General features: G+C 67.6%; 12 protein-coding genes. 4 read left to right on the forward strand and 8 right to left on the reverse strand.

Translation table 11 applies throughout. The features are described 5' to 3' along the window. Window positions 1–49: 49 nt before the first annotated feature. Window positions 50–373, reverse strand: a complete 324-nt coding sequence (locus AC3DEZ_RS16210) for a Rieske (2Fe-2S) protein (RefSeq protein WP_488389138.1) — start codon at window positions 371–373, stop codon at window positions 50–52. Between the two features lie 94 nt (window positions 374–467). Between AC3DEZ_RS16210 and AC3DEZ_RS16215 the strand changes: the two genes are divergently transcribed. The 4 genes from AC3DEZ_RS16215 to AC3DEZ_RS16230 all read left to right on the forward strand — a co-directional run bounded on the left by AC3DEZ_RS16215 (window position 468) and on the right by AC3DEZ_RS16230 (window position 3,542). Next, window positions 468–746, forward strand: coding sequence for a hypothetical protein (locus tag AC3DEZ_RS16215; protein ID WP_440469149.1), 279 nt, complete (start codon window positions 468–470; stop codon window positions 744–746). A gap of 60 nt (window positions 747–806) precedes the next feature. Continuing rightward, a complete protein-coding gene (locus AC3DEZ_RS16220; RefSeq protein ID WP_488389139.1) occupies window positions 807–1,514 on the forward strand; it encodes a fumarylacetoacetate hydrolase family protein in 708 nt (235 codons plus the stop codon). Window positions 1,515–1,613: 99 nt separating this feature from the next. Continuing rightward, a complete protein-coding gene (gene mscL / locus AC3DEZ_RS16225) occupies window positions 1,614–2,018 on the forward strand; it encodes a large-conductance mechanosensitive channel protein MscL (RefSeq protein ID WP_447104788.1) in 405 nt (134 codons plus the stop codon). A 108-nt stretch (window positions 2,019–2,126) separates the two neighbouring features. Next, window positions 2,127–3,542, forward strand: coding sequence for a M20/M25/M40 family metallo-hydrolase (locus AC3DEZ_RS16230; RefSeq protein WP_488389140.1), 1,416 nt, complete (start codon window positions 2,127–2,129; stop codon window positions 3,540–3,542). A gap of 99 nt (window positions 3,543–3,641) precedes the next feature. On the opposite strand, the gene AC3DEZ_RS16235 is transcribed toward AC3DEZ_RS16230, so the two are convergent. The 7 genes from AC3DEZ_RS16235 to cysD form a co-directional block, all read right to left on the reverse strand. Further along, the gene (locus tag AC3DEZ_RS16235; RefSeq protein WP_488389141.1) at window positions 3,642–4,502 is read right to left on the reverse strand and encodes a TrmH family RNA methyltransferase; all 861 of its coding nucleotides are present in this window, start codon (window positions 4,500–4,502) and stop codon (window positions 3,642–3,644) included. A 1-nt stretch (window position 4,503) separates the two neighbouring features. After that, window positions 4,504–6,003 (reverse strand): alanine/glycine:cation symporter family protein, encoded by a 1,500-nt coding sequence (locus tag AC3DEZ_RS16240; protein ID WP_488389142.1) that lies wholly within the window; start codon window positions 6,001–6,003, stop codon window positions 4,504–4,506. A gap of 134 nt (window positions 6,004–6,137) precedes the next feature. Next, entirely contained in the window at window positions 6,138–6,692 is a 555-nt protein-coding gene (locus tag AC3DEZ_RS16245; RefSeq protein ID WP_488389143.1) for a GNAT family N-acetyltransferase, read from the reverse strand. Next, complete coding sequence (locus AC3DEZ_RS16250; protein WP_488389144.1) at window positions 6,685–9,819, reverse strand: efflux RND transporter permease subunit; 3,135 nt, start codon at window positions 9,817–9,819, stop codon at window positions 6,685–6,687. The genes AC3DEZ_RS16245 and AC3DEZ_RS16250 overlap by 8 nt, the downstream gene beginning before the upstream one ends. 3 nt (window positions 9,820–9,822) lie before the next feature. Beyond that, window positions 9,823–10,893, reverse strand: a complete 1,071-nt coding sequence (locus AC3DEZ_RS16255) for an efflux RND transporter periplasmic adaptor subunit (RefSeq protein WP_488389145.1) — start codon at window positions 10,891–10,893, stop codon at window positions 9,823–9,825. A 114-nt stretch (window positions 10,894–11,007) separates the two neighbouring features. Continuing rightward, window positions 11,008–13,008, reverse strand: a complete 2,001-nt coding sequence (gene cysN / locus AC3DEZ_RS16260; protein WP_488389146.1) for a sulfate adenylyltransferase subunit CysN — start codon at window positions 13,006–13,008, stop codon at window positions 11,008–11,010. Further along, on the reverse strand, window positions 13,008–13,919 hold the full coding sequence (gene cysD / locus AC3DEZ_RS16265; protein WP_488389147.1) for a sulfate adenylyltransferase subunit CysD: 912 nt from the start codon (window positions 13,917–13,919) through the stop codon (window positions 13,008–13,010). The genes cysN and cysD overlap by 1 nt, the downstream gene beginning before the upstream one ends. Window positions 13,920–14,051: the final 132 nt, after the last annotated feature.

Genomic DNA, 14,051 nt, shown 5'->3' on the forward strand with positions numbered 1-14,051 from the left:
CCCATGGATCATCGCGACTGACGTCGCTCCCACAGGCTGGCCGTGCGCGTCACGCCAGCCGCACCATCCCCTCGACCACCTGCACCGGCACGGCCCGCAGCGAATCGCCGCGGCACGGGCCGGCCACGCAATCCCCGCGCTGCAGCTCGAACGAGGCGCCATGCGCGGCGCAGACCAGCAGGCCATCCTTGCTTTTCAGGAACTTGCCCGGCGCCCAATCCAGTCGGCGGCCGGCGTGCGGGCACACGTTCAGCCAGGCGCGAACTTCCCCACCCTGCCGAAAGAGCAGCAGAGACTCGCTATCTCCGTCGATCTCGGCTTCGACTTCGGCGAAACCGCCGTCTTCAATGCTGTCCAGCGCAATCAGGGCCATGGTTGTCTTAACGAACTTCTCACACCGTCATATTCTTGTCACCGGATACTGCACGCCACCCGGCCCCGGCCGCATTGTGTCACGACCCATCGCCATGTTCGCACGCAGCTTCCAGTTCAATGCCTTCCGTTCCGCCTTCGCGCCGCGCAAGCCGCGCCATCCGCTGCTGCGGCTGGCCATCGGCCTGCTGGGCCTGGGCGTGCTGTGCGTGCTGGTGTTCTTCAGCGTGTTCGTCGGCGCGGCGATGATCGCCGCCGGCCTGCTCTACAAGCTGTTCAAGCAGCGCGGCAAGCCGATCGCGCGCGGCGGTGACCGCGTGGTCGAAGGCGAATACCAGGTGGTGCGCAAACCGGTACTCCCGCTGTCGCGCTGATCGCGCCGGACGCCTACACTCAGCGGCTGTTTTCCTGCCCGGCGCCGGCCGGCCGCTGACATGACCGATCTGTTCCCCGCTCCCCCTGTTCCGCGCGTACCCGTGCGCGGTGGCGGCGCCTTTCCGGTGCGCCGCATCTTCTGCGTCGGCCGCAACTTCGCCGACCACGCGCGCGAAATGGGCGCCGCCGCGCCGGCCTCGAAGGCCGAGCGCGGGCAACCCGTGTTCTTCCACAAGCCCGCCGACGCCATCGTCACCGGCAACGCGGACGTGCCCTACCCGCCCGGCACCCGCGATCTGCATCACGAAGTCGAACTGGTCGCCGCGCTCGGCCACGACGCGCCGCCGGGCGAACTGGATGGCGTCCAGGCGCAGGCGCTGGTGATCGCCTACGGCGTCGGCCTGGATCTGACCCGGCGCGATCTGCAGGGCGCGGCCAAGGCCAAGGGCTTGCCCTGGGATACCGGCAAGGGCTTCGATCATTCGGCGCCGATCAGCGAACTGATCCCCGTGGCGGACGTGGGGGAACTGGCGCCGCGCACCCTGACCCTGACCATCAACGGCCAGGTGCGCCAGCACAGCGCGCTGACCGATCTGATCTGGGACGTACCCGAGATCGTCCAGGAACTGTCGAAGCTCTACGCGCTCAAGGCGGGCGACCTGATCTTCATGGGCACCCCGTCCGGTGTCGCCGCGCTGCAACCCGGCGATCGCTTCACCGCCTCGCTCGACGGGGTGGTCGATCTGCAGGGCACGATCACCGTCTGACGTGGTGCCGCCGGGTGCCGAAAAGGATGCGTTCTTCACCGGCCACGGTATAGTTTCGCGCAAACGGGCGCGACCGCCCGGATCACGAGGACAACCAGCATGGGCATGATCAGCGAGTTCAAGGATTTCATCGCGCGCGGCAACGTTGTCGATCTGGCGGTCGGCGTGGTGATTGGCGCCGCCTTCGGCAAGATCGTCACCGTGCTGGTCGACAAGATCATCATGCCGCCGATTGGCCTGCTGGTCGGCGGCGTGGATTTCTCCAAATGGGTGTGGACGCTGAAGGAAGCCACCATCGACGCCGCCGGCAAGGAGGTTCCGGCGGTGGTGATCGGCTTCGGCGAGTTCATCAACACGCTGATCCAGTTCGTCATCGTCGCCTTCGCCATCTTCCTGCTGGTCAAGGCGGTCAACCGCCTGCACAAGAAGGCGCCGGAAGCGCCGGCCGCCACGCCGGAGGACGTCCTGCTGCTGCGCGAGATCCGCGATTCGCTGAAGAAGTAAGCCACGACCTGTTTCACAATCGGGGAAAGCCGCGGGCTGCCAGGCTCGCGGCTTTCCCCTTTCCAACCAGCTCCCAGCCAGTTTCCAGCCTGATCCCAGGGGTACTCCATGCGTCTGACGCCGTTGTTGATCGCCCTCAGCCTGTCCTTGTCCGCTCCCCTCGCGCACGCCGCGCAGAAACCCACCCGCATCCCCGACGCCGCCCTGACCACCGCCGCGCAGCTGCGCGAGCAGGCGCTGGCCGACGATACCGGCTGGAAAGTGGTGGAATCGCTGACCACCGAGGTCGGCCCGCGCCTGGCCGGCGGCGAAGCCGACGCGCGCGCGGTGGCCTGGGCCACCGCCAAATTCAAGGCGCTGGGCTTCGACAAGGTATGGACCGAGCCGGTGACCTTCCCCAAATGGGAACGCCGCAGCGAACAGGCCTCGGTGCTGGGTACGCATCCGCAGCCGCTCACCGTCACCGCGCTTGGCGGCAGCCCCGGCGGCACGGTGGAAGCCGAGATCGTGCGCTTCGCCGATCTGGCCGCGCTGGAGGCCGCGCCGGCGGGATCGCTGGCCGGCAAGATCGCCTTCGTCGATTACCAGATGAAGGCGGATCGCTCCGGCAGCGACTACCGCAACGGCGGCGCGATCCGCTCGCGCGGCCCGTCGGCGGCCATCCGCAAGGGCGCCATCGGCTATCTGATGCGCTCGGCCGGCACCGACAATCACCGCGTCGCGCATACCGGCATCACCCGCTTCGACGATGGCCTGACCCCGGTGCCGTCGGCGTCGCTGACCATTCCCGACGCCGATCAGCTGGCGCGCCTGCTGACGCGTGGTCCGGTGAAGGTGCGGATGGCGCTGGACTGCGGCTGGGATGGCGAAGCCACCTCCTACAACGTGATCGGCGAAATCACCGGGCGCAGCCTGCCGAAGGAAGTGGTGGTCATCGGCGGCCATCTGGATTCCTGGGATCTGGGCACGGGGGCCATCGATGATGGTGCCGGTGTCGCCCTGACCATGGCCGCCGGACACCTGATCGGACGGCTGAAGCAGGCGCCGAAGCGCACCATCCGGGTGATCGCCTTCGCCAACGAGGAACAGGGCCTGTATGGCGGCCGCGCGTATGCGGAAAAGCATGCCGCCGACGTGCGCCTGCACCAGATCGGCGCGGAGAGCGATTTCGGCGCCGGCCGCATCTACGCGTTCAACACCAGCGCACCGGATTACGCCCGCGACGCGACCCGCCAGATCGCCGAAGCGCTGGCGCCGCTGGGCATCGAATACCAGGCCGACAAGGGCGGTCCGGGCCCCGATATCAGTCCGTTCGCCGCGCAGGGCCTGGCCTGGGGTTGGCTGGCGCAGGACGGCACCGACTACTTCAACCTGCACCACACCGCCGACGACACCCTGGACAAGATCGATCCCAAGGCGCTGGCGCAGAACGTCGCCGCCTACACCGTGTTCGCCTATCTGGCGGCGGAAGCCGAGGGCGGTTTCGGCAGCGAACCCAAGCAGGTCAAGCCGCCTCGGGAATGAGCATGTCCTTTGACCGGGCATGAAAAAAGAGCGGGCCTTTCGGTCCGCTCTTTTTTCCGCACGCGCCATCGGCGATGGATGCCGCGAGGGAGTTCCCGCTCAGCCCTTCGCGTGGCGCTGTCCCCACTGGGCCAGGAACACGGCCGTCGCCGACGCCACGTTGAGGCTCTCCACCGCGCCGGTGCCCGGGATGGACAGGCGGGCGTCGCAGGCCGTCGCCAGCTGTGCGTCCATGCCTTCGCCTTCCGCGCCCATCACGTAGATCAATCGCTCCGGAAGGCGCGCGGCGAACAGATCATCGCCACCGCGCACCACCGTGGCCGCCAGCGAGAAGTCCGCGCCACGCAATTGCGCGATGGCATTGGCGGTGTTGCCCAGCCGCACCAGCGGCACCCGTTCGGCGCCGCCCTCGGCGACGCGCGCGGCGGCGCCGGACAGCGCCAGCCCGCCCTGTGGCGGCAACAGGATCGCCGACACGCCGAAGTGCGCGGCCGAACGCAGGATCGCGCCGAAGTTGTGCGGATTGCCGACGCCATCCAGCCAGATGGCCGATGCCGGTCCGGCCGGAACCGTGCGCAGCCAGTCGCCCAGCAATTGCGGTTCGGCCTTGCGCACATCGGCGACGATGCCTTCGTGATGCTGGCTGGCGGCCAGGCGATCCAGATCCTCCTCGGCCACCACCCGGTAGCCCACCCGCTGCTTCACGCACCAGGCGAGCAACGGCTTGAATGCCGGAATGCGCGCTTCGGTCAGGTAGATCTTGCGGATCGCTTCCGGCCGCCGTTCGAACACCGCGCGCACGGCGTTGATGCCGTACAGGCGCAGTTCGTCGCGCGCTCCCGCCGGCGCGCGCGGTTCATCGGCGTCCGCGGGCGGACGCGGCGCACGCAGCGGTCGGGAAGCCGACGCGTGGCCGGGGGCGCGTGGACGCGGAGGTCGCTTGTCCCAGGGACTGCTCATGTCAGCCGTGCCGGTTCTTCCAGAAGTCCGCGTTCTTAACGCCCGCCACGTCCGGGTCGAAGACGGGATCCAGGCCCAGCTTCTTCTGCCGCTCGTAGTCGCGCAGCGCGGCCATCGCCGGCTTGTGCAGGATCAGGATCGCGATGATGTTGAGCCAGGCCATCAGGCCGACGCCGATGTCGCCCAGCGCCCACGCGGTCTTGGCGTTGTGGAAGGCACCGAAGATGACCATGCCGATGATGCCCAGCCGCAGCAGCAGCACGGTCAGCGGACGACGCCGGTTGCCGTTGACGTAGCTCAGGTTGGTCTCGGCCATGTAGTAATAGGCCATGATGGTGGTGAAGGCGAAGAAGAACAGCGCCACCGCCACGAAACCCGCGCCCCAGCCCGGCAGCACCGATTCCACCGCCGCCTGCGCGTAGCCCGGACCTTCCTCGACGCCGGGCGGCATGCCGGTGTACAGATGGGGGCCCTTGTCGGGCGAGTAGACGTTGTACTTGCCGGTGGTCAGCACCAGGAACGCGGTCGAGGTGCACACCATCATGGTGTCGAAGTAGATCGCGAAGGCCTGCACGTAACCCTGCTTGGCCGGGTGCGAGACCTCGGCGGCGGCGGCGGCGTGCGGACCGGTGCCCTGGCCGGCCTCGTTGGCGTAGATGCCGCGCTTGACGCCCCACTCCACCGCCAGGCCCAGGATCGCGCCGAACGCGGCATGGGTGCCGAACGCGCTGCTGAAGATGATCCGGAACATTTCCGGCACCTGCTCGGCGTTCAGCGCCATCACCGTGATCGCCATCAGGATGAAACCGGCGGCCATGAACGGCACGACGATCTCGGCGAAGTTGGCGATGCGCTTGACGCCGCCGAAGATGATCACCGCCAGCAGGATCGACACGGTGATGCCGATGCCCAGCTTGAACGCGTCACGCGCCGGCATGCCGAGCCATTCGCCGTCCATGGGACCGCACAGGGCGGTGCCCTGGCAGACGTTGGCGGCGCTGTCGGCGATCGCATTCGCCTGTACGCCGGGCATCAGGAAGCCGGTGGCGGCGATGGTGGCGATCGCGAACAGCAACGCGTACCACTTCAGGCCCATGGCCTTTTCGATGTAGTAGGCCGGGCCACCGCGGTAGCGGCCTTCCGCGTCCTTGACCTTGTAGATCTGCGCCAGCGTCGATTCCACATAGGACGTCGACGCGCCCAGGAAACCCATCACCCACATCCAGAAAACCGCGCCGGGGCCGCCGAACGCGATGGCGGTGGCGACGCCGGCGATGTTGCCGATGCCGATGCGGCCGGCCATCGACATGGCCAGCGCCTGGAACGAGGACACACCGGCTTCGGATTTCTGCCCGCTCACCGTCAACCGCAGCATTTCGACGAAACCACGCACCTGCATGAAGCGGGTACGGAGGGTGAAGTACAGGCCGGCGCCCAGGCACATGACGATCAGTGCCTTGCTCCAGATGATGCCGTTGACGGCATTGATGATGGCTTCCACGCAGTCTCCCCAGCGCAAAAAAGAAAGTCCCCGTCACCGGGGTACCGGTCGATTCTCCACCAATCGGCCCGGCCTGCGAAGCCCGGCCGGGGAAAAATCTCCCGCTGAACAGGGGAAACGCGGTGGTGCGGGCGTCAGTGCCGGGTCGGCGTCAGCAGGCGCGAGAACACGCGCAGGTCGTGCAGTTGCCCATCCTTGCGGATGGCGTGGCGCAGCAGGCCTTCTTCCTGGAATCCGTTCTTGAGCAGCACCCGCGCCGAGGCCGGGTTGATGTCCAGCACGTTGGCCTGCACGCGGTGCAGCTGCAGGTGCTCCATCACCCACGGCACGTAGGCGGCCACCACCCGGCTCATCAGGCCCCTGCCCCAGTAGCGGCGGCCCAGCCAGTAACCCATCTCGGCGCTGCCGGCGCGCTCGCCCTGGCGCGGATGCGCACCGATGCCGCCGCAGGCGCGGCCGTCGATGTCGATGGCGAACACGGGGTCATTCAGGTCCACTACCTCGCCGGCGAGGAAGCGCCAGGCATCCTCGCGCCGGTACGGATGCGGGAAACGTTCGCTCAGGCCGCGCACCACCTGCGCGTCGTTGGCGTGGCGGAGCAGCCAGCGCGCGTCTTCCGCACGCCACGGCCGCAGCCTGAATCCATCGCCCTCAATCGTGTGCTCTTCCGTGCCTTCCAGATCAACCATGACCGCCTACCGGGGGAGTTTCGTCTTCCAGCCGCCGCAGTTCGTGCGCCACGGCCTCGGGAGAACGCGTGAACGGCGCCAGCAGCGCGTAGAACGCCGGCACCACGTACAGCGACAGCAAGGTGGAGAAGGAGACGCCGAAGATGACCACCACGCCAATCGTCGCGCGGCTGGCCGAGCCCGGTCCGCCGGCCACCACCAGCGGCACCGCGCCCATCACCGTGGCCACCGACGTCATCAGGATCGGGCGCAGGCGCACCTTCGAGGATTCGGCGATGGCGCGGGCCACGCTCATGCCTTCGTCGCGCAACTGGTTGGCGAACTCGACGATGAGGATGCCGTTCTTCGCCGCCAGGCCGATCAGCATCACGATGCCGATCTGACTGAACAGGTTGAGGGTGCCGCCGGTGACCCACAGGCCGATCAGCGCGCCCAGTACCGCCAGCGGCACGGTCAGCATGATCACCAGCGGATGGATGAAGCTCTCGAACTGCGCCGCCAGCACCAGATAGACGATCAGCAACGCGAGGGTGAAGGTCAGCAGTACCGCGCCACCGGCCTTCAGGTACTCGCGGGATTCGCCCTTCCAGTCGATCTGGGCGTAGTCGGGCAGTTCCGCCTGTGCGGTCTGCTGGGCCCAGTCCATCGCCTCGCCCAGGGTGTAGCCCGGCGCCAGCGAGGCGGTCAGGGTGATCGCGCGCAGCCGGTTGAAGCGATTGAAACTGCCCGGTTCGGCGATTTCCGACAGGGTCACCAGGTTGGAAAGCGGGATCAGGTCGCCCGAACTTCCGCGCACGTAGGTATTGGTCAGGTCGGCCGGCGACGAGCGGCGTTCGCGGTCGGCCTGCATCAGCACGTCGTACTCTTCGCCGTTGTCGACGAAGGTGGTGACCTGGCGCGAACCCATCATGGTCTCCAGGGTGCGGCCGATCTCCTGCACCGACACGCCCAGATCCGCCGCGCGGCTGCGGTCGATGTTGACCCGCATCTGCGGCCGGGTTTCCTTGTAGTCCGAATCCACGCCGTAGAGGCCGGGGTTCTGCTCCATGCGCGCCATCATCCGATCGCGCCACTGCGACAGTTCGTTGTAGTCCGGACCACCAAGCACCATCCGGAACGGCTGCCCGCCGCCGCGGACCAGACCGGTGCGCTGGGAGGGCTGGGCGCGGATGCCCGGCATCTTCTCCAGTTGGCCGCGCACCGATTCCAGCACCTCGGTGGTGCTCTCGTGACGCTTGCTCCAGTCCTGCAGGAACACGATCACCTGGCCGGTATGCATTTCCTCGCTGGCGCCAAAGCCGCCCGGCACGCGGGCGTTGGCGCGCTGGATCGGCTTGCCTTCGCCGATGTTGTCGGCGAACAGATGTTCCACCTGCTGGATCTGTTTCACGGTGTAGTCGAAGCCCGCACCTTCCGGTCCCTGGATGGAGACGAAGAACGAGCCGCGATCCTCCATCGGCGCCAGCTCCTTCGGCACGCGCAGGCCCAGCACCGCCGCCAGCGCCAGGCAGGTCCCCATGGCCACCAGCAGGATCAACAGGATCCGCCGTCCCGGCATCGCCACCAGCCGCTGCACTTGATGGCCGTAGCCCTCGCTGAGCCGGGCCAGCTGGCGGTTCATCCAGGCGTTGAAGCCCTTCGGCTTGCTGTGCGGACGGACCAGCTTGGAGGACATCATCGGGGTCAGGGTCAGGGCGACGAAGGCCGAAATCGCCACCGCCGCCGCCAGCGCCACCGACAGCTCCCGGAACAGGCGGCCGGTGTTGCCTTCCATGAAGCCGACCGGCAGGAACACCGCCACCAGCACCGCGGTGGTGGCGATGACCGCGAAAGCCACCTGCGCGGTACCGCGGCGCGCGGCCACCAGCGGCGGCTCGCCGAGATCGGCGCGGCGCTGGACGTTCTCCAGCACCACGATGGCGTCGTCCACCACCAGACCGATGCACAACACCAGCGCCAACAGGGTCAACAGGTTGATGGAGAAGCCGAACGCATACAGGGCGATGAACGAGGTGATCAGGCAGACCGGCACGGTCACCGCGGGAATCAGCGCCGCGCGCAGGCTGCCCAGGAACAGCCAGATCACCGCGAACACCAGGATCATCGCCTCCACCAGGGTGGCGTAGACGCGTTCCACCGAGGCCTCGATGAACACGGTGCTGTCGTAGGCGACGAAGATGTTGGTGCCTTCCGGCAGGGTCGGACGGATGCGCTCGGCCGCCGCGCGCGCGGCCCGCGCCACGTCCAGCGCGTTGGCGGTCGAGGTCTTGACGATGCCCAGACCGACGTTGGGCTGGCCGTTGCTGCGGAAATAGGCGCGGCGTTCCGCGGTGGTCAGTTCGACCTTGGCCACGTCGCCCACCCGCACCACGTAGCCATCGGTGCCCTTGGTCAGCGGCATCCGCGCGAACTGTTCGGCGGTCATGTAGCCGCGTTCCACCCGCAGGGTGAAGTCGCGGGTTTCCGATTCGATGCGACCGGCCGGCAGTTCGATGTTCTCGCGGCGCAGGGCCGCCTCCACGTCGCTGGCGGTGATGCCGCGCGCGGCCATCGCCGCACGGTCCAGCCAGATCCGCATGGCGTAGCGCTGCGCGCCGCTGATGCGCACCTGCGCCACACCGTCCAGCGCCGACAGCTGATCGACGATGTAGCGATCGGCATAGTCGGTCAGCTGCAGCGTATCCATCCTGGTCGAACTCATGTTCAACCACAGGATCACGTCCGCATCCGCTTCCACCTTCTGCACTTCCGGTGGATCCGCTTCGTCCGGCATGCGATCCATCACCCGGCTGACCTTGTCGCGCACGTCGTTGGCGGCGGCCTCGATGTCGCGGGTGAGGGTGAATTCGATGGTGACCTGCGAGCGTCCATTGGAGCTGCGCGATTCGATGGTCTCGATGCCTTCGATGCCGGCCAGCGCGTCCTCCAGGATCTGGGTGACGCGGGTCTCGACCACCGCCGCCGAGGCGCCCGGGTAGGTCACCTCCACCGACACCACCGGCGGATCGATGTTGGGCAGCTCGCGCAAGGTCAGGCGCATGAACGACATCACGCCCAGCACGATCAGCAGCAGGCTCATCACCACGGCCAGCACGGGCCGCTTGATCGACAGGTCGGACAGCTTCATGGTTCAGTCCCGTTTGACGGGTGTGGCGGCGTCCGCGATCTTCGCGCCCGGACGCAGCTTGCCAGTGCCGTCCACGACAATGCGCTCGCCCGGCTTCAGGCCCCCGGTGATCTCCACCCGGCCCTCGCGACGCACACCGGTGTTCACCATCGCCTGCTCCACGCTGGCGTCGGCCTTGACCCGGTACACGAACGTGTCGCGGCCCACCTGCACCACCGCGATCTCGGGAATCACCAGCGCCTGCCGCTCGGGCCGGAACAGATTGACGTTCAGCAGCATGCCCGGGCGCAGCGCGCGATCCGGGTTGGCGAACACCGCGCGCACGGTGACCGCGCGGGTGGCCGGATCGACCCGGGCATCGACGGTCTCCACCGTGCCCTCGAACTTGCGCCCCGGCCATGCGGCGGTGGTCGCGCTCACCGCATCGCCGCTGCCGATCGTGGCCAGCGCGGCTTCCGGCACCTGGAAGTCCACGTACATGCGCGAGACATCGTCGAGAGTGGCGATGACGGTACTGGCGGTGATCAGCGAACCCGGACTCACCTGGCGGATGCCGAGCACGCCGGCGAACGGCGCGCGTACGCTGCGATCGCCGATGTCGGCCTTCATCTGCTGCACGCGCGCGGCGGCGGCGTCACGCAGGGCCAGTTGGGTGTCCAGGGTCGAGCGGGCGACCAGTTGCTGTTGGGCCAGTTCCTTCTGCCGGCGGTACAGCCGGTCGGCTTCGGCGTAGGTCGCCTCGGCCTGCTCCAGCGACGCCTTGGCGGCGTCCCCGCGCAGGGTCACCAGCACCTGTCCGGCCTTGGCGTCCTGCCCGCTTTCGAAATGCACGTCCTGCACGATCTCGCTGACCTTGGCGGTCAGGGTGACCGATTCGCGGGCCTTGGCGGTGCCCAGCGCTTCCAGGGTGTCGCTCCAGGCCGAGGGCTGGACCACCTGGGTGGTCACCGGCACCGGCCGATCACCGCCCTGCCTGCCTCCACCCGCATCGGCGGACTTTCCTCCGCAGGCGGTCAACAGGAACATCGACGCGGCGACGGCCAGCGTCGCCCGCAATCCGGTTCGGCTCAGCATGCATGTACCGTAATGATCGTTATCACGTGAAGTTTACCTTCACGCCATGAACGAAAAAGCGCACAAGGGCGTTGACAGGGCCATGACTAACGACCCTTGTACAACGCCGGATCGCTAGGCCAGTCCCAGTTTTTCGAGTACCCGCAGCGCCAACTGCTCCGGGCTCTCGGCACCGGCATCCAGCCGCAGGTCCGGATGTTCCGGTGCTTCGTACGGCGAGTCAATGCCGGTGAAGTTCGGGATCAGGCCGGCGCGCGCCTTGCGATACAGGCCCTTGACGTCGCGCGCTTCGGCGACCGCCAGCGGCACGTCGACGAAGATCTCCAGGAACTCGTCCTCGCCGAATCGTTCACGCGCCATCTGCCGTTCCGCCCTGAACGGGGAGATGAAGCTGACCAGCACGATCAGCCCGGCATCGGTCATCAGCCTGGCGACCTCGGCCACGCGACGGATGTTCTCCACCCGATCCTCGGCGGTGAAGCCGAGGTCGCGGTTGAGGCCATGGCGCACGTTGTCGCCGTCGAGCAGGAAGCTGTGGTAGCCCAGCGCGTGCAGGCGCTTGTCGACCAGGTTGGCGACGGTCGACTTGCCGGCGCCCGACAGGCCGGTGAACCACAGCACCCGCGGTTGCTGGCCCTTGATGCGCGCGCGCGCCGCCTTGTCCACGTCCAGGTGCTGCCAGTGCACGTTGCCGGCGCGACGCAGCGCGAAGTCCAGCGTCCCCATCGCGACCGTGTGGTTGCTCTGCCGATCGATCAGGATGAAGCCACCAAGACTGTGGTTCTCCGCGTACGGGGCGAAGGCGATCGGTTCGTCCAGGCTGAGGTTGCAGTAGCCGACCTCGTTGAGTTCCAGGCGCTTGGCCGCCAGGTGTTCCTGGCTGTTGACGTCGACCCGGTGCTTGATCTCGCTGATCGAGGCGGCCACGGTGCGTGCGCCGATCTTCAGCCAGTACGGACGCCCCGGCAGCAGCGCGGCATCGTCCATCCACAGCACGTGCGCGGCGAACTGATCGGCGACCTGCGGCGGATCGTCGGCGGCGGCGATGACGTCGCCGCGGCTGATGTCGATCTCGTCGGCCAGGGTCACGGTGATCGCTTCGCCCGCCTCCGCCTGCGCGACATCGCCATCCGGCCCGAGCACCTGGGCAATCCGCGAGCGGCGGCCGGACGGCAGCACCACCACCGCGTCTCCCGTCGCCACGCGGCCGGCGGCGATCGTGCCGGCGAAGCCACGGAAATTCTGATGCGGACGGTTGATCCATTGCACCGGCAGCCGGAATCCACCGGTGCCCGCCGCATCGTCCAACCGCACCGTTTCCAGATGCCGCAACAGACTGGGGCCGTCGTACCAGGGTGTGCGCGGCGAACGCTCGATCAGGTTGTCGCCTTCCAGCGCCGACAACGGCACGCACAGCACGTCGGCGATGCCCAGCTGCGTGGCCAGCGCGCGATACTCGCTGGCGATGGCCTCGAACACGGCCGGATCGAAATCCACCAGATCCATCTTGTTGACCGCCAGCACCACATGGCGGATGCCCAGCAGCGAGACGATGTAGCTGTGCCGCCGGGTCTGGGTCAGCACGCCCTTGCGCGCATCGACCAGCACCACCGCCACATCGGCGGTGGACGCGCCGGTCGCCATGTTGCGGGTGTACTGTTCGTGGCCCGGGCAGTCGGCGACGATGAACTTGCGCCGCTCGGTGTCGAAATAGCGGTAGGCCACGTCGATGGTGATGCCCTGTTCGCGCTCGGCCGCCAGGCCGTCCAGCAGCAGGGCGTAGTCGATCTCGCCCCCGCGGGTGCCATGCCGGCGACTGTCTGTTTCCAGCGCCGCGAGCTGGTCGTCGAACAGGCGCTTGCTGTCGTGGAGCAGGCGGCCAATCAGGGTGCTCTTGCCATCGTCGACGCTGCCGCAGGTGATGAAGCGCAGCAGCGGCTTGGCTTCATGCTGGCGGAGATAGGCGGCGATGCTGGTATGTTCGGGATTGAGGATTCGGGATTCGGGATTCGCAACAGCAGGCGCCTCCGCCAGCGGATCGCTTCCCGCTTTCCCCAATCCCGAATCCCGGTTTTCAACGGCCGGATGGCCGGTCATCCCGAATCCCGGCTTCATCAGAAATACCCCTCCAGCTTCTTCTTCTCCATCGACGCGCCGGGTTCGTGATCGATCACGCGGCCCTGCCGCTCGGATGAGGTCGTGACCAGCATCTCGGCGATGATCTTTTCCAGGGTATCGGCGTCGGACTCGATCGCGCCGGTCAGCGGATAGCAGCCCAGGGTGCGGAAGCGCACCCGCCGCGATTGCGGCTGTTCGCCCTCGCGCAGCGGCAGGCGTTCGTCGTCCACCAGGATCAGCGCGCCGTCGCGTTCCACCACCGGCCGCTCGGCGGCGAAGTACAAGGGCACCACCGGGATGCCCTCGCGGTAGATGTACAGCCAGATGTCCAGTTCGGTCCAGTTGGACAACGGGAACACCCGCACGCTCTCGCCCTTGTGGATACGGGCGTTGTAGAGGTTCCAGAGTTCGGGTCGCTGGTTCTTCGGATCCCAGCGGTGGCGATCGTTGCGGAAGGAGAACACGCGCTCCTTGGCGCGGGATTTCTCCTCGTCGCGGCGGGCGCCGCCGATGGCCGCGTCGAAGCCGTGCTGATCCAGCGCCTGCTTCAGGCCCTGGGTCTTCATCACGTCGGTATGCACGGTCGCGCCATGGCTGATCGGGCCAATGCCCTGGGCGATGCCGTCGGGATTGATGTGCACCCGCAATTCGACACCGGTCTCGGCCACACGGCGATCCCGGAACGCGATCATCTCCCGGAACTTCCAGCGCGTGTCCACGTGCAGGAGCGGGATGGGCGGGCGGGCCGGCGCGAACGCCTTGAGCAGCAGGTGCAGCAGCACCGAGCTGTCCTTGCCCACCGAATACAGCAGCACGGGATTGCGGAACTCCGCGGCCACCTCCCGGAGGATGTGGATGCTCTCGGCTTCCAGGCGATCGAGGTGGGACAGGCGGTGGTCGGCGCTCATCAAAACGGGCTGCGGTACGTGACGGGATGCCGATGCGAAGCGTACCAGTTGCCGCCGCTGCCTCTGCCTTCCGGGGCCGACGAGCATTCCACGGCCATCGGGGCCCCGGAAATAAGCCGAGGCGATAAGCCC

This window comes from Pseudoxanthomonas sp. 134C1 (genome assembly GCF_057773065.1).